13 protein-coding genes and 1 pseudogene are annotated in these 20848 nt (G+C 40.1%); 12 read left to right on the top strand and 2 right to left on the bottom strand.

The window, feature by feature from the left end:
- The first annotated feature begins 50 nt into the window (after nt 1-50).
- Nucleotides 51-6689 carry an LPXTG cell wall anchor domain-containing protein gene (locus ACTFWY_RS10550; protein ID WP_439945123.1) on the top strand — a complete coding sequence of 2213 codons (6639 nt, stop codon included), beginning with the start codon at nt 51-53 and terminating at the stop codon, nt 6687-6689.
- Nucleotides 6690-6825: 136 nt separating this feature from the next.
- On the opposite strand, the gene secA2 is transcribed toward ACTFWY_RS10550, so the two are convergent.
- Nucleotides 6826-9195 carry an accessory Sec system translocase SecA2 gene (secA2, locus tag ACTFWY_RS10545; RefSeq protein WP_171917940.1) on the bottom strand — a complete coding sequence of 790 codons (2370 nt, stop codon included), beginning with the start codon at nt 9193-9195 and terminating at the stop codon, nt 6826-6828.
- A 41-nt stretch (nt 9196-9236) separates the two neighbouring features.
- On the bottom strand, nt 9237-9692 hold the full coding sequence (locus ACTFWY_RS10540; protein ID WP_103300956.1) for a hypothetical protein: 456 nt from the start codon (nt 9690-9692) through the stop codon (nt 9237-9239).
- A gap of 263 nt (nt 9693-9955) precedes the next feature.
- Here ACTFWY_RS10540 and ACTFWY_RS10535 point away from each other — a divergent pair, with 263 nt between their 5' ends.
- The 11 genes and pseudogenes from ACTFWY_RS10535 (at nt 9956) to ACTFWY_RS10485 (ending at nt 20811) form a co-directional block, all read left to right on the top strand.
- Complete coding sequence (locus tag ACTFWY_RS10535) at nt 9956-11173, top strand: accessory Sec system protein translocase subunit SecY2 (protein ID WP_103300955.1); 1218 nt, start codon at nt 9956-9958, stop codon at nt 11171-11173.
- A 3-nt stretch (nt 11174-11176) separates the two neighbouring features.
- Nucleotides 11177-12796: pseudogene (asp1, locus tag ACTFWY_RS10530) on the top strand (accessory Sec system protein Asp1).
- Nucleotides 12783-14375: an accessory Sec system protein Asp2 gene (gene asp2, locus ACTFWY_RS10525; RefSeq protein WP_081131222.1), complete on the top strand. Its 1593-nt coding sequence runs from the start codon at nt 12783-12785 to the stop codon at nt 14373-14375. The pseudogene asp1 and the gene asp2 overlap by 14 nt, the downstream one beginning before the upstream one ends.
- A 15-nt stretch (nt 14376-14390) precedes the next feature.
- The gene (gene asp3, locus ACTFWY_RS10520; RefSeq protein ID WP_138371633.1) at nt 14391-15284 is read left to right on the top strand and encodes an accessory Sec system protein Asp3; all 894 of its coding nucleotides are present in this window, start codon (nt 14391-14393) and stop codon (nt 15282-15284) included.
- A gap of 16 nt (nt 15285-15300) precedes the next feature.
- Nucleotides 15301-16740: a glycosyltransferase gene (locus ACTFWY_RS10515; RefSeq protein WP_138371634.1), complete on the top strand. Its 1440-nt coding sequence runs from the start codon at nt 15301-15303 to the stop codon at nt 16738-16740.
- Nucleotides 16730-17578 (top strand): hypothetical protein, encoded by an 849-nt coding sequence (locus ACTFWY_RS10510; protein ID WP_439926815.1) that lies wholly within the window; start codon nt 16730-16732, stop codon nt 17576-17578. Before ACTFWY_RS10515 ends, ACTFWY_RS10510 begins: the two co-directional genes overlap by 11 nt.
- A gap of 7 nt (nt 17579-17585) precedes the next feature.
- Nucleotides 17586-18119, top strand: a complete 534-nt coding sequence (locus tag ACTFWY_RS10505; protein WP_003127569.1) for a hypothetical protein — start codon at nt 17586-17588, stop codon at nt 18117-18119.
- A gap of 83 nt (nt 18120-18202) precedes the next feature.
- Nucleotides 18203-18385 carry a hypothetical protein gene (locus tag ACTFWY_RS10500; protein WP_005471830.1) on the top strand — a complete coding sequence of 61 codons (183 nt, stop codon included), beginning with the start codon at nt 18203-18205 and terminating at the stop codon, nt 18383-18385.
- 46 nt (nt 18386-18431) lie between these two features.
- Nucleotides 18432-19418, top strand: a complete 987-nt coding sequence (locus ACTFWY_RS10495; protein WP_003127572.1) for a helix-turn-helix domain-containing protein — start codon at nt 18432-18434, stop codon at nt 19416-19418.
- On the top strand, nt 19415-20431 hold the full coding sequence (locus tag ACTFWY_RS10490) for a sugar transferase (protein ID WP_103300949.1): 1017 nt from the start codon (nt 19415-19417) through the stop codon (nt 20429-20431). Before ACTFWY_RS10495 ends, ACTFWY_RS10490 begins: the two co-directional genes overlap by 4 nt.
- Complete coding sequence (locus ACTFWY_RS10485) at nt 20428-20811, top strand: hypothetical protein (RefSeq protein ID WP_003127574.1); 384 nt, start codon at nt 20428-20430, stop codon at nt 20809-20811. The genes ACTFWY_RS10490 and ACTFWY_RS10485 overlap by 4 nt, the downstream gene beginning before the upstream one ends.
- Nucleotides 20812-20848 lie beyond the last annotated feature (37 nt).

The raw sequence follows: 20848 nt of genomic DNA, 5'->3' as shown, positions 1-20848 counted from the left end.
GTGACTCATCATCACTAAGCACTAGCGTAAGTATCAGCGAGTCAGCAAGCTTGAGCACGTCAATCAGTGATTCATCCTCATTGAGCACAAGTATTTCTGCATCACTAAGTGCGAGCGATTCTGCAAGCTACAGCGGTAGTACGAGCGTAAGTAACAGTGATTCGACAAGTACAAGTACGTCAATGAGTGATTCATCATCACTAAGCACTAGCGTAAGTATCAGCGATTCAGCAAGTACAAGTACGTTGATCAGTGATTCATCCTCATTGAGCACAAGCATTTCTGCATCACTAAGTGCGAGCGATTCCGCAAGTTTCAGTGGTAGCACAAGTGTAAGTAATAGCGAATCGACAAGTACGAGCACGTCAATCAGTGATTCATCCTCATTGAGCACAAGTATTTCTGCATCACTAAGTGCGAGCGATTCTGCAAGTTACAGCGGTAGTACGAGCGTAAGCAACAGTGATTCGACAAGTGCAAGTACGTCAGCTAGTGAGTCAACATCTGCAAGTATTAGTGACTCAACAAGCATAAGTACGTCGATCAGTGACTCTATGTCATTGAGTACAAGTATTTCCACATCACTAAGTGCGAGTGATTCTGCAAGCTACAGCGGTAGCACGAGCGTAAGTAATAGTGATTCAACAAGCGTAAGTACGTCAATCAGTGATTCATCCTCATTGAGCACAAGTATTTCCACATCACTAAGTGCGAGTGATTCTGCAAGCTACAGCGGTAGCACGAGCGTAAGTAATAGTGATTCGACAAGTACAAGTACGTCAGCAAGTGAATCAACGTCTGCAAGTATCAGTGAGTCAACAAGCTTGAGCACATCAATCAGTGATTCATCCTCATTGAGCACAAGTATTTCTGCATCACTAAGTGCGAGCGATTCTGCAAGTTTCAGTGGTAGTACGAGCGTAAGTAACAGTGATTCGACAAGTACAAGTACGTCGATCAGTGATTCGTTATCTGTAAGCACAAGTATCAGTAATAGTGAATCCGCAAGCGTAAGTACGTCAATCAGTGATTCATCCTCATTGAGCACAAGTATTTCTGCATCACTAAGTGCGAGCGATTCTGCAAGTTTCAGTGGTAGTACGAGCGTAAGTAACAGTGATTCGACAAGTACAAGTACGTCAATGAGTGATTCATCATCACTAAGCACTAGCGTAAGTAACAGTGAATCCGCAAGTGCAAGTATGTCAATCAGTGATTCATCATCATTGAGCACAAGTGTAAGTAACAGTGAGTCAACAAGTACAAGCACTTCGATCAGTGATTCATTATCAGTAAGCACAAGTATCAGTAATAGTGAATCCGCAAGTGCAAGTACGTCAATCAGTGATTCATCCTCATTGAGTACAAGTATTTCGGCATCACTAAGTGCGAGTGATTCTGCAAGTTACAGCGGTAGTACGAGCGTAAGCAACAGTGATTCGACAAGTGCAAGTACGTCAGCTAGTGAGTCAACATCTGCAAGTATCAGTGATTCAACAAGCTTGAGCACATCAATCAGTGATTCATCATCATTGAGCACAAGTATTTCTGCATCATTAAGCGCGAGCGACTCTGCAAGTTACAGCGGTAGTACGAGCGTAAGCAACAGTGATTCGACAAGTGCAAGTACGTCAGCTAGTGAATCAACATCTGCAAGTATCAGTGAGTCAACAAGCTTGAGCACGTCAATCAGTGATTCATCCTCATTGAGCACAAGTATTTCTGCATCACTAAGTGCGAGCGATTCTGCAAGTTTCAGTGGTAGTACGAGCGTAAGTAACAGTGATTCGACAAGTACAAGTACGTCAATCAGTGATTCATCCTCATTGAGTACAAGTATTTCTGCATCATTAAGCGCGAGTGATTCTGCAAGTTATAGCGGTAGCACAAGTGTAAGTAACAGTGAGTCAACAAGTACAAGCACTTCGATCAGTGATTCATTATCAGTAAGCACAAGTATCAGTAATAGTGAATCCGCAAGTGCAAGTACGTCAATCAGTGACTCTATGTCATTGAGTACAAGTATTTCGACATCATTAAGCGTGAGTGATTCTGCAAGTTACAGCGGTAGTACGAGCGTAAGTAACAGTGAGTCGACAAGCGCAAGTACGTCAGTCAGTGATTCATTGTCAGTAAGCACAAGTATTTCCGCATCACTAAGTGCGAGTGATTCTGCAAGCTACAGCGGTAGCACGAGCGTAAGTAATAGCGATTCAACAAGCGCAAGTACGTCGATCAGTAATTCATTATCTGTAAGCACAAGTATCAGTAATAGTGAATCCGTAAGTACAAGTACGTCGATCAGTGATTCATCCTCATTGAGTACAAGTATTTCGGCATCACTAAGTGCGAGTGATTCTGCAAGTTACAGCGGTAGTACGAGCGTAAGTATCAGTGAGTCGACAAGCGTAAGTACGTCAATCAGTGATTTATCATCATTGAGCACAAGTATTTCTGCATCACTAAGTGCGAGCGATTCTGCAAGTTACAGCGGTAGTACGAGCGTAAGCAACAGTGATTCGACAAGTGCAAGTACGTCAGCTAGTGAGTCAACATCTGCAAGTATCAGTGATTCAACAAGCTTGAGCACATCAATCAGTGATTCATCATCATTGAGCACAAGTATTTCTGCATCATTAAGCGCGAGCGACTCTGCAAGTTACAGCGGTAGTACGAGCGTAAGTATCAGCGATTCAGCAAGTACAAGTACGTCGATCAGTGATTCATCCTCATTGAGTACAAGTATTTCTGCATCATTAAGCGCGAGTGATTCTGCAAGTTACAGCGGTAGTACGAGCGTAAGTAACAGTGAGTCGACAAGCGAAAGCACGTCACTAAGTGATTCTTCGTCGCTAAGTACAAGCGTAAGCAACAGTGAATCAACAAGTACAAGTACGTCGATCAGTGATTCATTATCTGTAAGTACAAGTATTAGTAACAGTGAATCAGCAAGTGTGAGCACGTCAATCAGTGACTCTATGTCATTGAGTACAAGTATTTCCGTATCACAAAGTGCGAGTGATTCTGCAAGTTACAGTGGCAGCACAAGCGTAAGCAGTAGCGATTCAACAAGCGAAAGTACGTCAGTCAGCGATTCATCCTCATTGAGCACAAGTATTTCGACATCACAAAGCGCGAGCGATTCTGTAAGCTACAGCGGCAGCACGAGCGTAAGTAACAGTGACTCGACAAGTACAAGTACGTCGATCAGTGATTCATTATCTGTAAGCACAAGTATCAGTAATAGTGATTCCACGAGTGTAAGCACGTCATTAAGTGACTCATCGTCACTAAGTACAAGTATCAGTAACAGCGAATCAGCAAGTGTGAGCACATCAATCAGTGACTCCATGTCATTGAGCACAAGTATTTCCGCATCGTTAAGTGCGAGTGATTCTACAAGCTATAGCGGCAGCACAAGTGTAAGTAACAGTGACTCGATAAGTACAAGCACATCGCTAAGTGATTCTTTATCTGTAAGCACAAGTATCAGTAACAGCGAATCATCAAGTGTAAGCACATCAATCAGTGATTCATCCTCATTGAGTACAAGTATTTCTGTATCACAAAGTGCGAGCGATTCTGCAAGCTACAGCGGCAGCACGAGCGTAAGTAACAGTGACTCGACAAGTACAAGTACGTCGATCAGTGATTCATTATCTGTAAGTACAAGTATCAGTAACAGTGATTCCACGAGTGTAAGCACGTCATTAAGTGACTCATCGTCACTAAGTACAAGTATCAGTAACAGCGAATCAGCAAGTGTGAGCACATCAATCAGTGATTCATCCTCATTGAGTACTAGTGGTTTGGTTTCACAAAGTGCGAGCGACTCTGCAAGCTACAGCGGTAGTACTAGTGCAAGTATTAGTGAATCAACAAGTACAAGTACGTCAGTTAGCGATTCGCGGGCTAGTGAAAGTCAAAGTTATAGCGGTAGTACTTCAGCCAGCTTGAGCCTGAGCACAAGTGTCAGCACTTCAGTCAGTGATTCTGCTTCAATTAGTTCAAGTATCAGCAACAGTGAATCGAATAGTATGAGTACGTCAATCAGTGATTCACGTTCTAGTATGAGTGAAAGCTATAGCAGCAGTACTTCGGCAAGTATTAGTCAAAGTACTAGTGACAGTTCTAGCTACAGCAGTAGTACCTCAGCAAGCATTAGTGCAAGCACTAGTGATAGTACAAGTATTAGTAATAGTGCTTCTGTAAGTATGAGCGAAAGTTTGAGTATCAGCACATCAATAAGTGACTCGTTGTCAATCAGTGCAAGCTTGAGCAATAGCGATAGTCTTTCAGAAAGTAGATCATTTGCAAGTGAAAGTCAAAGCTACAGCAGTAGTACTTCTGCAAGTCTGAGTCTCAGCACAAGTACTAGTATTTCATTGAGTGATTCATCGTCAACTAGCATGAGCAACAGTACCAGCTTGAGTACTAGCTTGAGCCAATTGACAAGCGACTCGCTTTCCGAAGGGATTAGCTTAAGTAATAGTCTAAGTAATAGTTTCAGTAATAGTACTTCAGCTAGTACGAGTTTGAGCTCTAGTACAAGTCTAAGTGAACAACTATCTCAATCAGTAAGTGCCAGCGAGTCACGGAGTGATAGCGTCAGCTATAGCAGCAGCACGTCAATTAGTACGAGTGAAAGCAGCAGTACTAGCTTGAGCGAATTACTATCTCGTTCAGCCAGTGCCAGTGAGTCGCGGAGCAATAGCTTAAGTCAAAGCACAAGTACTTCCTTTAGCGGAAGCAGCAGTACTAGCTTAAGTTTAAGTGAAATGAACTCTCAATCAACAAGTGCTAGTGAGTCACGGAGTGATAGTGTAAGCAACAGCATGAGCACTTCAATCAGTGATAGCTTGAGTGCAAGTACTAGCTTAAGTGATTTACTATCTAGATCAGAGAGTGCGAGTGAATCGCGAAGTGACAGCCTGAGCTATAGCGGCAGCACATCGATTAGTAACAGCTTAAGTTTAAGCACGAGCCAAAGTGATTTAGTATCTAGATCTGAAAGTGCAAGCGAATCACGTAGTTTCAGCACGAGTGATAGTGCTAGCACATCAATCAGCAATAGCGCTAGTGCAAGTGACAGCTTAAGTGATCTATATTCAAGATCGAATAGTTCTAGCCTTTCAACAAGTGACAGTACAAGTACCAATGATTCTGTCTCAGCAAGTGCTAGTGAAAGCACTAGCACCTCACAATCAATTAGTACGAGTCTAAGCGAATCGGCATCAATCAGTACGTCGCTTAGCGAAAAACAAGAAGTGATTGAGTCTCAAAGTGTGAGTGCTTCAACAAGTGATTCACAAAGTTCGAGTATAAGTGAATCAGTTAGCGTCAGCATCAGTACTAGCGAAAGCGAGCGGAATAGTACGGTGGTTTCACCTAGCGAATCAACTTCGATTAGTGAAAGTATTAGTACGAGTGAAAGTTTCCGAGATTCTGAATCGGTTAGTGCAAGTGACAGTACAAGTTTGAGTCAATCAATGAGCACTAGCGACCAAGTCTCTGCTTCTGAGAGTATAAGCGACAGCTCCAGCACTCGTGATTCTGAGTCTGAAAGCGCAAGTATTTCTACGGAAGAAAGCCGCATTTTCAGTACAAGTGAGTCAATTTCTGCAAGTGAAAGCACATCGATTAGTCAAAGCGAAAGTGCAAGTATGAGTGAATCAGCCAGTGAAAGTACAAGTACGAGTGACAGTGAACGTGACTCAATGTCGAATAGTGCAAGTGTAAGTGATTCGAATTCAATGAGTGAAAGTACAAGTACGAGTGAATCCGTTAGCGAAAGCACAAGCATTAGTGATAGTGAGCGTGATTCAATGTCGAATAGTGCGAGTGTAAGTGATTCGAATTCAACGAGTGAAAGTACAAGTACGAGTGAATCCGTCAGTGAAAGCACAAGCATTAGTGACAGTGAACGTGATTCAATGTCGAATAGTGCAAGTGTGAGTGATTCGAACTCAACAAGTGAAAGCCTGGATGTGAGTGAATCAGCTAGCGAGAGCACAAGTATCAGTGATAGTGAACGTGATTCAATGTCGAATAGTGCAAGTGTAAGTGATTCGAACTCAACAAGTGAAAGTCTAAGTGTGAGTGAATCAGCTAGCGAAAGCACAAGCATCAGTGATAGTGAACGTGACTCAATGTCAAGCAGTGCTGAGACAAGTGAATCTGGCTCTACAAGCAATAGTACAAGTGCTAGCAACTCTGCTAGTCTGAGTGAAAGCTTTAGTGCTTCTGATCGGGACTCCGTCTCTATGAGCGCAAGCGAATCAATCAGCGAAAGTACAAGCGTTAGTGAATCTGCTTCGTTAAGTACAAGTACAAGTGATGTCAACTCTGAAATCGTCAGTGACTATCATAGTAATAGTTTGTCTGAAAGTCTTTCAGAACTACAATCACAATCAACTAGTCAAGATCATTCACTTTCAGAAAGTGCATCAATCAGCGGATCTACTTCAACTCCTACAAATTCCGAGCAGAATAATGCAACGAATGGAAATACAGGAACGTCACAAGGCAACATAGGAGTGGGGGGACATGCGACTGGAGCCACTCTTCCTAAGACTGGTGAATCTGATGCAAGCGGTAGTCAAATGTCTCTTGCTGGAATTGCCTCGCTGTTAGCTGCGATTGCTTTAATGAAAAAGAAAAAAGATGCAGCAAAGCGTGAAACGGATTAATCAGTTCCTTTCAGTTTATGAAGGGCTGGGATAAATTTCCTAGCTCTTCTAAAATGATAGAAGTGTTACTACTCAATAAAAAAGCGTCACAGTTAGATTTGCCTAACTGTGACGCTTTTTTATTCGCTATAGCCGATTATGGAAATTCAACATCGAATGAACCATCTTCTGTTTTTACCAACTCGGATAATAATAAATTTCTGATTGCTTCTAGATAAATTGCTTCACGCATTTGAGTGAAAGAACGGTGTGCCTCTACTTGAAACTCATAGATGGGACGGTGTTGTCCCCAGTTTCTTCCATTGATGACTGTTTTCAATTGCTGCAAGTTGTCTGATTGTTCGATCCAAAGAGTATCCAACGCTTTTAAAAGAACAATTCGCTTGAAGAACAGCTGCTGGAAACTGTCTGGCATGAATTGCTGAATGTGAGTCAAACGATCTGAAATCAGAGCTAATAAGAATTTTTTGACGGTTCGTTTATTAAATTTATCCAGTTTCTCGATTTCAAAAATATCAAAATTATAGTCCAAATTATTAAAGATGAAATCAAGGATCGCTTGTTTATTTAGATTCTCTTTCTTAGTGATGAATTGATTGATTGCTTCTTCCATGCATTTGTTGAAGATTTTTTCTAACTCAACTGGCGTGCCTGTCATGATACTGTTCCTCATGCTGTACATTTTGTCTCTTTGAATGGTGATGATTGAGTCAAATTCTAGCGTTGTTTGACGTCCAGCAATTTCTTGATTTTTGCGATTGCTTTGAGACTGATTGATCAATTTATTGTATTTTTTCTTTTTTAATGGCTTGAAACCATTGGCTGATTTTTCTTGTTCAGTTAATAGTTCTCGTTCCTGAGCTGCCCATTTAGGTGCACTTTCAACAACGATTTTATCCTCCATGGATACATAAAAAATGCTATCACCAGGGTCTCCTTGACGTCCGGAGCGCCCCCGCAGCTGATTATCGATTCGGTCACTGGTCATTCGTTCGGTTCCAACTACTAACAGACCGCCGTTTTCCCGCGCGTCTTGTTCAAGTTTAATGTCTGTACCGCGTCCAGCCATTGAAGTGGCTACTGTTACGGCCCCTTTTTTGCCCGCTTCTGAGATGATCCAGGATTCTTTGGTCGCTGTTGTAGCATTTAAAAGGTTATGAGGAATTCGATGCTTTAAGAGAATCAGAGAGTATAAAGTCGACATTGAGACCGATCCTGTTTCAATCAGAACGGGACGTTCTTGGATCAAAGCATTTTTTACTGCTTCTAAAGAAGCCATGATCTTTGACTGATTGGTAACATATACAAGGTCCTGATGATCTTTTCGGCGAATGGGTTTATTCGTTGGAATTTCGATTACGTCAATATTATAAGTTTCACGAAATTCGTCAGCGTCTGTTTTGGCTGTCCCGGTCATTCCGGATAAAATCTTGAATTTTCGGAAGAGATTCTGATAGGTAATGGAGCCCATGGATCGGCTTTCCGTGGTGATCTCTACACCTTCTTTGGCTTCGATTGCTTGATGAAGCCCAGCTTGTAGTTTTGTTCCGATCAACTTGCGCCCATTTGCTTCGTCAAGTAAAAGAATTTCATTGTCTTCCACAACATAGTCTTTGTTTAAGTGCAAGAGATAATTGGCCCGCAAGGCAATGACTAAATGGCGGTAAAGATTTTTCCATTTTTCTGAAAGAATGTTTTCGATACCTAAATAGTCTTCTGCTTTTTGAATACCTGTTTCTGTAAACCAGGCGTGGCGCTTATTTTCGCTCCTTAGGTAGTCTTTCCCTTCAATCAGGCTCTTTACAAACCAATCAGATAGCGTAAAAAAGTTGGACTGGACTTTGGGAGCTCCTGAAATGATCAATGGTGTTTGAGCCATATCGAGTAATATTGCATCAATTTCATCAATCAGTACATAATTGAAGTGGGTAACGTATTGTTCATCTGGAGAAACGGCCAAGTTGTCAAACAAGTAGTCAAATCCCAATGCGCTATGGGTAGTATAGACAATGTCTGCTGCATAGACGACCTCTTTGTCGACTTCTTCTCCTTCATCTTCATGTTCGGGGACTCCAGCAGCCACGGTTAGTCCTAGAAAACGATAGACTTTCCCGGTTTCCTCAATATCCCGCAATGCTAAATAAGTATTGGAAGTAATCAAAAAATTTCCTTTGCCTCCCAGACCGTGTAAGTACATCGGCATGGTGGCTGTCAATGTTTTTCCTTCACCGGTTTTCATCTCAGCAACATTGCCATAAAAAAGAGCAATCGCGCCAAGAATTTGGACAAAATAAGGTTCCATTCCTAAGACACGACGGTCTGCTTCGACAACTACAGCATAGGCTTGTGGGAGTATACTCTCTAACTTTTTTCCTAGTTCGAGTTGTTGACGAAAAAGAATAGTTTGCATTTGTAATTCTTGATCCGACAATTGCCGATACTTGTCTGCGAGATTTTGAACCTTTCTCGCTAACCGCATATATTTGCGAAATTTTTTATCTTTCATTTTTGCTGATCCTTCCCCCAAAAATTGATAGTGTTAGCAGATTAATTTGTGTTACTGGCTAATTTAGCACGAATCATTACGTCCTCTAGTTCAAAAAGATAATCCCGCATCAAATCATTGGCTTCTAAAAAAAAGACGATTTTTCCCTTCGAAGCAGCTAGTTTCATTTTTTTGGACGCAATAAGTGGTTCCTTGTTTTGATCAAGTAACGCTTCACCAGAACTTGTTACGAAGTGAAGGGAAAACGTATAGGTTTTGGTGGTGTCCATATTATAGTAGGGAAATTCCCCATGATAGATGGACTCTTGATCAGCTACCTCCAAAGTATCTTCAGTCCGTAAAACGACAGCTTTCAAGTCTAATCTAGGACTAGGTTCATTGTCAGGAGTCCTTGATTCTACAGTCTGTGTTTCATTATTCGTCAAAGTATCTTTCAAAAAAAAGATACCTCCTAACAGCAAAACAAGAGGTATGATGAGTTCAATTAGTTTCTTCATATGAAATCCTTCTTTTTGGGGATGTTTCTACGGAATTTTCTCCCCTTTTTTTTCCAATCCTCGTCATTCTCAGATGATCATCTAAAAATGAAGCGTTGTTTTCTTATTTGAATTTAAAACGATGATACCACAATGACTAACACCACCTTTTCATTTTTTTTTTCGTTTCAACAAAAAAACAAATAAAAAAGGGGGATTTAAACTTGCTATTATTTTGTTAATCCTTACAGATGAAAAAAAAGTAAGAAAAATTGGAGATGAAAATGAAGAATCAAAAAGAACTCATTCGTAGGATCATCGCGAGTTTCTTCCTGTTGTTCATCGTTGAGATAGGAAAGCATATTCCGATTCCTTTTTTTATTTCAGAAAAGATACCAGAGGAATCAACTAGCTTGATTCTGAAATTCTTAGCAACATCAACCGGTGGAAATTTCACTGTTCCAACGCTTTTTTCTTTAGGAATGGGACCGTATATGACTGCTCTGATCATCTGGACAACGATCAGCATGATTGATACAGAAAGTATCGGAAATCTTTCCACAAAAAGAATCGGCTATATTCAACGTTGTTTGACTCTTTTATTTGCTGTCCTTCAAAGTTGCGCATTAGTGTTAAAATTTCGTTCATCAATGATCGATCAAAAAGCTGTTGGGGGATCCGTTGTCTTGTTGTTTTTAGGAGCAGTCCTTATTTTGACTGCTGGAGGATTGTTCGTTGCGTGGCTAGCCGATATCAATATCGACAAAGGAATCGGTGGTCAAAGCTTGTTTATCGTTCCAGGTCTATTGATGAACATCCCAGCTATGTTAATTTCGGGACAAACAGAATCCGTCCACTTGAGTCAAAATTTTATGATTGGTTTGGTTATAGTGACTTTAATCTTTATTTATCTAACGCTTTTCCTTTACAGTGCAGAATACCGCATCAATATTGAACGGACAGGTATTGATAGTCGCTTCAACAATTCGTATATTCCCATTCGTCTTTTGCCTGCAGGAGCGATGCCGTTTATGTTTGCGGTAACCGTCTTTTCAATGCCGCAGCTTTTACTCTTGAATGAAAAGTGGGGAGACACAGGCTTTTCGAATTTTATTACGACTTACTTTTCATTTAATAATGTGCGGGGTGTTTTCACTTATGGTCTGATTCTCTATGTTTTAGGTTATGGATTTAGTTTTATTAACGTTCGACCTTACGATATAGCCAAAAATCTTAAAGAGACAGGAGACTATATTTTAAATATTGCACCTGGTAAACAGACGGAGAGATATATATTGAAGCGATTATCTACGGTTGCATTGCTTGGCAACAGTTATCTTGTGATCATTTCAATGATTCCGTTATTGATTGGGTTGCAAAATCAGATCATTTCCAACTTAGCTTTTTATTTTGGAAGTATTTTTATGTTGATCATTATTTTAGAAACTATCACAAATGAAATACGCTTCCTCTTTTCCAGACGCACTTACCGGATTTTTTAGAGGATGTTAGGAGGCAATTCTTTGAATTATTTTATTCCCGATTGGACGACCAGCAGCGGCAATTTAGAAAGTGACTACATGATGAATGTCATTCAGCTTTTCAAGAACAATCGAGAACCGTACCACTTATTGTTATTGGAACATATCCCGTTTTTGCGCTATAAAATGCATGCGTATGGGTTAGAAGCAGCTCAGATGACTTCGCTTTATGATCGCTTGCAAGATATTCACAAGATCAATGGGTTTCCTTTAGATGTAGATGACTTGCCTCTTTCTCACAATGTGGAGAAAGTCTATACGCCTTTTGGTATCACGTTGATCAAGGAAGATCAACCATTTGGTGAAATTCGTTTCAATGCTTTTGGCTTTGCGGAACAAATGTATTTAATGACGGACCCTTACCGACAAATTCTCTTCTTCGATGATCGAGGATTTATTTCTGCAAAATCATTGCAGACAGACAATGGGGAACAAGTAAAGAGGATTTACTATAACGAATCGGGAATGGAAAAATGTGTGGAATACTTTGGAGAAAATCCGCATGTTGAGCTGATTGATTCTCAAAGAATTGGACTAAAGAAAAGTCAGTATCGAAGTATGGAGGATCTTCTCTTAGAAATGATGAATCAATTTCAATGGAATAGTGAATCCGAAGATCAACTGATCTGTTTGACAAATGAGCGGAATCTGCGATTGGTCAAAACGAATTAGCAACGAAAGCGAGTGATTCAGATCGTTTCTGATGCTCACCAACTTTCAAAGTGTGCACCAGAGGAAAAAGCAGAATTGTGGGCAGCCGAAAATAAAATTATTACTGATTCCACTAGTAATCAAACAGCGCTCTTGTCTTTAATGAGACATTCCGGTGTCAATGACCCATCTCGTATACAGCGCATACCTATTTACACAACTTCTTTCCATCTAGGCAATAGCAACTCCATTCCGCAGCTGGTTCTTTATTGGAACGCCGGTGAGCTTAACGAAGACGTTCTGAGAATCCATCACTTATTGCTGCAAAAAGTCATTCAAAATGATCGTTATGACTTAATTATCGAAACGACGACATTCCAAAGCGAAGTCGTTTTACGTGAAGCACAAAAAGAAATGGTTGATACTCACTTTGGTGTCGATAGTGAATCTGAGGAGTATCAGAAGGTACTGAAGTATTTTGAAGCAAAAAAAGCCAAGAAGTTATTTAAAACAGATGAAGAGGCGATTGAAGAGATCCGAGAAAGCGAAAACTGGAGAAATCTGGTAGAAGCAGTTGATGTCAACTTCAGGATTCACTTTCGATTGGATTCTCACCTCACGACGATTCGACAGGATTTTAATGAGACACGTTTGTATATTGATTTGTCTGCTGAAGTTGATGTGCAGAAACAAGCATTGGCAGTAAGCGCAGGAATTCCTCAGCTCGTTCGGAAGAAAACCGATTATGTTGATGACCAAAAGAATGGGCAAATCATTGGTCAAATCAGAGACCTAGATCCAGCAATCGCTTTTTATATGGATGATTTAAACAATTGGAACCAAGCACTAGTAGAAAATATCAGTTATATTGAACGATTTAGCGAAGAAAATGTCATCAACCAATGGAGGGATCTGCTCTATGGCGTCGTCTAAACAAATAAAGATATTCCATATTGCGGCTGCAGCTGTTTCTTCAGAGTGGCAAAAACAGCTTTCTTCTTTGTTTGTTTATCAATGGCTTCCGTTAGCCTATGATTTCAGAAAAGATGAGCAGGAACTGCAGCTGTTCGAGAAAGACAAATATAACAGCAAGTACCATCGAGCCCTTTTTCTACTAGAGAAAGATGCGTTGATTCTTGAAGACAAGGAGCTATTGGAACAACTGCCAGCCTATCAAATCTTTTACGAAAAAAACTGTCAGCTGTCTCCCGAAGTTCAAGCGCTCTTCACATTAAAAGCAGCAAAACTGTTTGATGAACAACAGTTGGAAAATGTTTTTAGTAGCATCAATGAACAATTTTCAGCGAAGCAGCAAGGATATAAGTTATCGATGGATCACATGAAATTTAATAAAGATGTATCGTTGCAAATCACTAAAGAAGGACATGCAGCTTGTCAGGTAAAGGCACAATTGACACCAGATTATCAGCAAATCACTACTTGGAAAATGACGAACCTGATCCCTAAAGAGGAACGGACATGTTTTTATCCCGAGATCGCAAATATCCAAGGAGAGGCGATACTGAAGATCAAACTTTTTTTCATCAAAGAAAACACAAATCAGGTCATTCAAGTGATTGAGATCGCCCACGATCGCATCCTAAATGGGGATCCGATTTACTTCAAATTGGATCAACAGGCATACATTAACGTCTCATTGTATGCCAAAGGAAATCAAGGACAATTTACGATCGGACAAATGCACTTGCGACGAGCAATGGCAGATGAAAGTGTCATGATTCCAGGGGGCGGCCGGATCCGGGATGATGAGCATCTGGGCGGAGAAGTGATCTATTACTTTAATCCAGGAGACCTAAAACCTCCATTAGCGGTTTATTTTTCCGGATATCGCTCTGCTGAAGGATTCGAAGGACGTGGAATGATGGGAAGCATGGGCTGTCCTTTTTTGCTGATTGGTGACCCCCGTCTAGAAGGAGGAAATTTCTATCTAGGCAGCCAGAAATTTGAACAAGAAATCGTAACAATCATATTAGAAAAACTAGCATTGTTGGGATTTCAAAAATCGGATCTCATTTTATCTGGATTGTCGATGGGCACTTTTGGCGCTCTTTATTATGCGAGTGATTTGAGTCCAAACAGTGTCATCGTGGGGAAACCGTTGACGAATCTTGGATCTATTGCACTCAATGAACGCATCAATCGGCCAACAGGATTTCCAACCTCATTGGATATGCTGCTTTACAATATTGGCTTTGTTTCAGAAGAAGCAAGTAGTCAATTGAATGGACGTTTCTGGGAAAAGTTTAAAAGTGGAGACTACAGGCAAACGACATTTGCTATCGCCTACATGAAACAAGACGATTATGACATGGAGGCATTTCCAATGTTATTTGAATTTCTAAAAAACAATTTTCCCATGACTCGTGTTCTATATAAAGGCATGATAGGCCGTCATAACGACAATAGTCCCGCCATCAACAATTGGTTTTTGAAACAATACAAGAATATTCTTGTGCATACATTTCATCGGAATATCAAGAAAATTTTATAAGAAATGGGGGAGTCGATGAATAGCATGTACCGTATCAAGTGGGGGATCGACTTTAATGATAATTACAATTATGGCGCAAAAATAGCCTACACATCCTCTGGTGACGTCGCTTATTCTTCACCTCTGATGCCTCCTGGCGTCAGTATTAAGTCCTGGTATTCGAAAACAGAATTTCACAGTAGTCGAAAATCACCTATGTTGCCGATGTTGCTGCCTGGACACGAGTACGAGTTAACACTTCATGCTGAATTCGATCGTAAAGAAGCAGTCCAGCTGCTGGTGGAATTTTTTGATAAAGACGGCTTTTTTCTTGAAAAACTGGTCTTCGAAACAACCCAGGAGAGCTTCCGTTTTCCACAAAACGCCACTGATTACCAAATTCATATGGTAAACAAAAAGCACCAACAGATTCTTTTTAAGGAATTGGTTTTATCCACTAAGGAGAACCAAGCTTTGGCGGTGGTTCCTATAGGAGCAAACTCAGGCTCAAACTCAGGAGCAAACATTGTTGCAGTTACTCCGTTGGTGGGGGAAAGTGCTGCATTATCGGTCGTATTCGAAAAACAGAATAGTTATGTCAAAGAATATTCACTTCCTGATTGTGAAGCGGGATTGTTTATTGAACCCGGTGTTACGGCTGCTTCATCGTTTTTGGAAGTTTTGCTTGAACAAATCTATCAGCGAATCGATAATCCTGATCAAATCACCCTTAAAATGGGACAAAATTTTTCTTTACTGGAATCCTGTTATCACGATGATTTTTCTATACTAGCTTTATTATTTGCAAAACCAAACAAAGAAACTGAGTCAACTGAGCTTATGCATCGTTTGCAGAAAAAAATCGTACTTAATCGAAGGGCACTGAATGTATTAGAAAATTTAAAAGAAAATAGAAAAAAATCAACCTAAATAAAAGGGGGACATCATGAATTTTTTTGTAAATAAAGCAATGGGAATCGGCAATTCTGGTGTGGAACATGCACAGTTCTACCGTGCTGCTTGTTTTGATAGAAAAAATATTCCGTATAAATATATTTTTATGGAATTAGTAAAGAATCTTCATGAAGCGATGGCAGCTTGGAAGATACCAGACAATAAAGTCATCTCCATGTGGGAATATTTTGCCCTAGAAGGTGACTATTTAAGACAAGGAGCTAAAGCGAATTTTACCGCGAAACAGGATCTCTTAGTAGACGCCACGAACACGCATAGGATTAAAGAAACCATCACATCATCAGGATTGAAAATCGTTGAGCACATGGAAAAATCCCCTAGCCGAAAAAAAGAAGGGTTATTGCTAGTTTCAGATTATCGGGTAGAGATTTTTGACTATCGAACGAATCAAAGAAAAATCATGTACAGCTATCGCAATGATCCTCATCGAGGAAGAGTGATGACGAATATTCACTTGTTTGCTTTTAAGGGCAAACATCGCTTCTTTAGAAATGAAGTCTTGCTGCAACGCTTTTTCTTTAAACAATTGATGGAAGAGTTCCCAGAAATCAAAACTATCATCATTGATCGAGGAGAAGAAAGTGAGGCCGCCTTATATGATCATTGTCCTCCAGAAATCAAATTGATCGAAATAGTACATGCTGATCATTTATCTGATCGTGATGTACCTCGTGCGCCTCTTTGGAACAATTATTATGAATATGCATTGACGCATTTAGAGCAAGTTACTCACATCGTTGTTGCGACAGAATTGCAGAGACAAGATCTACTGATCGATTTTCCAAACGAATCCGAAAAAATTGTGACGATCCCTGTGGGGGGGATTCGCGATATGACAGAAGAATCATTTGAAAAAGGCAAACAACAGGCGGAGAAGTTTGTGACGGTCTCTCGCTTGGCATCAGAAAAGCACATTGATCTTGTGATACGTGCAATTGCTGCAGCAAAAAAAGAACATCCAACGCTCTCTTTAGATATCTATGGTCAAGGCGGAGAAGAAAGCAAGTTGAATGCAATAATCAAGGAGCTAAATGCAGAAGAATATATTCAATTAAAAGGCCACTCCCATGCGATCAATGAGGTATATCCCAATTATGATGCCTTTATTTCTGGCTCTTTTTCAGAAGGATTTGGATTGACCTATATCGAAGCATTGAATGCGGGATTACCAATTGTGACATACAAGGCACGTTTTGGGGCGATGGAGTTGATCAAAGAAGGGGTCAACGGGTATTTGAAAGACTTTTCCAGAAATGATGATACCTACAATGTCCAGCAACTAACAGAAGGAATTCGTCAGTTAGTCGCTACTGATTTAAACCAACTTAAAGCCAACACCCGCAAGTCTGTCCGGATGTTTCAAGACTCGATAATTGCAGAGAAATGGAGTGAGTTGATCGATGCATTATGAATTAGTCACTGTGATCCGACCCAATGACCGGATATGGATGACACAAAAATCACGAATCAAAGAAGGAAACCAAGTGTTGTCTATCTCACCAAGTCCAAATTTTCAAGCGATGCTTCAAAAAGAAGCGGTGCAGGGAATAAATATTTTAGATCAAGTCACACAACGGAGCCACGATCCAGAAACCTTTTTATTTTTTAACCAAGTCCCAACGGCTTATTGTACAGAAGTCTATATGAACGAAGATCGTACCATTTCGTTGATTACAGACGGGGATGAAATAGGCAAAGTGAGCTTATACCCTATGACTAGAAGACATGTCAAAGAGGTACGGTACTTCTATCCGGATGGTACGATAGACTTCATTGAAGAATATGCCGCTGACGGGAAATTGTTCTCAACTATTTATTATTGTAACGATCAGGTTCAAGAGATTGCTTTTTTCAATGATCAGCAGCAAAGCATCTTGAATTATTACTTTTATCAGGGAGCAATCAACTTGGTCACGATTCGTGATACTGCAACATTGAAGGTAACCCAGAAATTTAATACAACACTTGATTTCATTCGGGAACAGTTAGCTTTGCGGTTAACAGAAAATGATACCGTGGGAATTTCATACATGGGATTAGAATTGTTCGCTTTAGCAACATCTAATTCAAGAAATACCCTGTATCTGGAAGAGTCGCCTCTTGATGGCAAAGGGAATATCAAAGGAAATTTAATGAGTATTTTAGATGATCACATCCCTTACATCCATAAGGTGGAAGTGGATCAGAAGAATTATCAACTATTGGCAAATAAGAATGTTTGCATGGACAAAGTTGTCTTGAAAGGATGAAGACGAAATGAAGAAAATGAAGGTCAATGAATTGTATGAGCAAATCATGTCATTAATCAAAGAAAACAGCGGATCCATGCTCTCTTTTGAGAATGAGCAGGAGGAAGCAAAGCGCATCCTGCATCAACAAAAAGAATTGATTGATCAATTGATTCAGATCAATCAAGAGATGAAAGCAATGATCAATAAGTCAGAAAATGACATCGATCTAAATGAGATCCAAGCGTTAAAAAAACAATTCAATGCGTCTTTTGAGCAGCAACAGGAAGAGCAAAACAGATTGCAAATGATTTATGAAAAACTCTTTTCTGCTTACGAGGTTGAAAAGCAAATGCTTCGGACGTATTTCTTGAATGAAACCGATCAGATCATTGATATGTTGACCTCAACCGTAGAAAGACAGGATAGCGAAGTGAGTCAATTGAGTCAAGAGCTGATTCATGAATTGCGTTCATTAGAAGAAACAGAAGTAGAAGCTAATACAGGTGCAGAGGAAAACGAACCAACAGAAAACGTTGCAGAAATGAGTGAGTCGCTATAGCTGGCAACTGATCAAATCCAATAGTTAAACACTGTATTCTTCATAGTTGTTAGCTGGAAATAAACTGGGAAGAGGTGATTTCGTTGGCAAATAATCAGTTAGATAAAACGATTCAAGCAGGATTTCAAGAAGAACGAGAAAACGTAAGAGATCACTCGGAAGAGAAAAAAAAAGGGAAAGCTGTCACCATCGTGCTTTCCTTGGTTATGTCGATCGTGATCCTTGGATCGTTGGTCTATTCTTTGTTGGAAGCATTACAGAAGTAAAAATTGGAAATAGGTCCTGCATTTTAGAAAAAAGGATTTGAAAAATATGGAAACTAGATTACTAAGCGTTTGTCGATTAATCAGTACGATCAACCCAGACTTAAAGATACCTGATACATCAGTAGTTGCTGTTAATATTGATCGCGAGAAATTAGAAGAAATCCGCAAATGTAAAGGTCTATCTGTGAAGTCTTTTGAAAGAAAGATTGGGTTATCTCGCTCACGATACTATAGGTGGGTACAATATGAAATCGACCTGCCTTTCGAAATGGTTGTTGGAATCAAGAAAATGTTGAGCATATCAGATACCGAATTGTTAGACATGTTTGCTATGTCAACAGATGAACAACTTCATCTATTAAGTGTACTGATTTATAGCTCTTTATCAACGAAAGAGGACATGTTCGTCACCTTTCTCAAAGTCAGAAAAGAGTTAGAAAAATTTCGTCCTGCTACTGAGGATAATGTGATGTTTAAACTTATGCTGGCCTATTCTGACCTCGTGTTCGGCTGTATGAACCAGAAAGTCCCACAAGCAAGTTTAGAGATGCTTGAAACATTTTTTCTCGGAACTGATTTTTATACATTGTTTGATAGTCTCTTATATTTGGCTACGTTGCGCATCAAACATCGCTATGGATTGCAATCCTCTTCTTTAGAAAAACAAATGTTTCTGTTAGAAAGCTGTCTATTAAAGAAAATAAATGCAACTGACTTTACTGAACTGCGACCAGTTTTAGTAGGAGCCGTATTGGATTTGTCGGAATGTTTGGTAGATATGCAACGCTGTGAAGATGCCATTCAATTGCTTCAACATGCGAGTCGTTTAATGGAAGAACATTGGCATATTGATGTCTACAATCAAACGGTTCTAAAGCTAGTCAAATATCTGATCCTTACAAGGAATACTTCGCAAGAAGATCCAGCTGTGCAACTGTTTTCCAAAAATTTGAAAGGTGCAGAATGGTGCTTACCAAAAGATGAAGTGATGTTTGTGCGAGCAATGATGGAAAAGGAGATGGGGCAAGCGTGAATCGGTGGGTGACGACGATCATTGAATCGAATGCAGCAGATTCAGTCAAAAAGGCGAAAGCAGATGTTTGTGACATTGCCAAGGGGATGGATTATCAGCCTTTATATATTTATCGTTATATCGATGAGAATGAAGATGATTACGCACTTACCTCGAGGATCGATGGCATTACAGCTGGTGTTGCCAATCAAGATATGGTGGTCTACCAATATCCAAGCTATAACGGTGCCCATTTCGATCGGATGTTTTTACAAAGAATGAAGCAAAGAGGGATCTATACGATCTTATTCATCCATGATGCTGAGATGTTGCGAGGAAAAGTCGACTTTGATGAAGCTGCTCTTTTCAACGAAGCCACATTATTAATCGTTCATAGTCAAGCTATGCAGACAGCCTTAGTCGAACGAGGAGTGACCCGAAAAATGGTCCAAAAACCGTTTTTTGACTATCGACACAAGGAAGTAAGTGTCAGTCATGAGCGGCCAGAAAAACGAGTTGTCTTTGCAGGGAATTTAGCAAAAACCCTTTTTTTACAGCAATGGCCCAATCGCACTGAAATTCTCGTATATGGTGAAAAGAATGATCGTCCTTTTGGCGCAAATGTCCATTATTGTGGTGTATTTGAGCAAGAAGAATTGATTCGCAAGATGGAGAAGAATGGCTTTGGTCTTGCGTGGGATGATAAATTGCCAGCTGGTGGTGATTATCAACAGTACACGAAGTATAATGCGCCTCACAAAATTTCATTGTATCTCTCATTAGGCATCCCTGTCATTGTATGGCAACAAGCAGCCATAGCGGAGATGGTACAGAAACTAGGACTTGGGATTGTTATCGCTGGGATTGAAGAAATTGACCATAAATTAGGTGAGTTAACAGATGAAGAAATGCTGCGAATGAAGAACAATGTTCTTTCATTTAGTTGCTTACTGCGATCGGGAATATTTACTAGGACTGCACTAGTGGATTCAGAAGTAAAAATACTCCTAAACAAAGGGGCAAATCAAGAATGACACAATCGATGATCACAAAGAAATTATCCGCAATCGTCCAGATCAGCGAGCTAGACCAGATGCTAGCAGAGATGAATCAAACGATCGAACAACGGGATAGTAAAATTGAGCGATTAAAGCAAATGATCTCAGAAAAAAAACAGTCCACCATTGGGTATCGCGATTTTTTTATTCTGAAGAACAGTCAAGATGAGCTGAGAGATCTCTGCCAAAAAATTGACTTGCAGCGGGTCAAAGTCAATGACCTTTTGGAACATGTACGCAATACAAAAGCGATTTTCAACGATTTGTTTTTTTTAGAAACAGAAGTCAACGAACAGGCGAAGAAAATACAAGAACTGTCAAATGCATTCTTTATTCAAGCGGAGACAAAAGAGTAGCGGCTGAAACAACAACAGAATGTTTGGGGAGCAAGAA

The organism is Enterococcus sp. 125944, assembly GCF_051909435.1.
GTDB classification, from domain to species: domain Bacteria; phylum Bacillota; class Bacilli; order Lactobacillales; family Enterococcaceae; genus Enterococcus_D; species Enterococcus_D gallinarum.
This window is presented reverse-complemented; position numbering and strand designations above follow the sequence as displayed.

Bases quoted from the DNA above. Each gene is read 5' to 3' on its own strand.
- secA2 (WP_171917940.1), bottom strand. From the start codon at position 9,195: ATGAAAGATAAAAAATTTCGCAAATATATGCGGTTAGCGAGAAAGGTT.
- ACTFWY_RS10540 (WP_103300956.1), bottom strand. From the start codon at position 9,692: ATGAAGAAACTAATTGAACTCATCATACCTCTTGTTTTGCTGTTAGGA.
- asp2 (WP_081131222.1), top strand. From the start codon at position 12,783: ATGGCGTCGTCTAAACAAATAAAGATATTCCATATTGCGGCTGCAGCT.
- ACTFWY_RS10495 (WP_003127572.1), top strand. From the start codon at position 18,432: ATGGAAACTAGATTACTAAGCGTTTGTCGATTAATCAGTACGATCAAC.
- asp3 (WP_138371633.1), top strand. From the start codon at position 14,391: ATGAATAGCATGTACCGTATCAAGTGGGGGATCGACTTTAATGATAAT.
- ACTFWY_RS10515 (WP_138371634.1), top strand. From the start codon at position 15,301: ATGAATTTTTTTGTAAATAAAGCAATGGGAATCGGCAATTCTGGTGTG.
- ACTFWY_RS10535 (WP_103300955.1), top strand. From the start codon at position 9,956: ATGAAGAATCAAAAAGAACTCATTCGTAGGATCATCGCGAGTTTCTTC.
- ACTFWY_RS10485 (WP_003127574.1), top strand. From the start codon at position 20,428: ATGACACAATCGATGATCACAAAGAAATTATCCGCAATCGTCCAGATC.
- ACTFWY_RS10510 (WP_439926815.1), top strand. From the start codon at position 16,730: ATGCATTATGAATTAGTCACTGTGATCCGACCCAATGACCGGATATGG.
- ACTFWY_RS10505 (WP_003127569.1), top strand. From the start codon at position 17,586: ATGAAGAAAATGAAGGTCAATGAATTGTATGAGCAAATCATGTCATTA.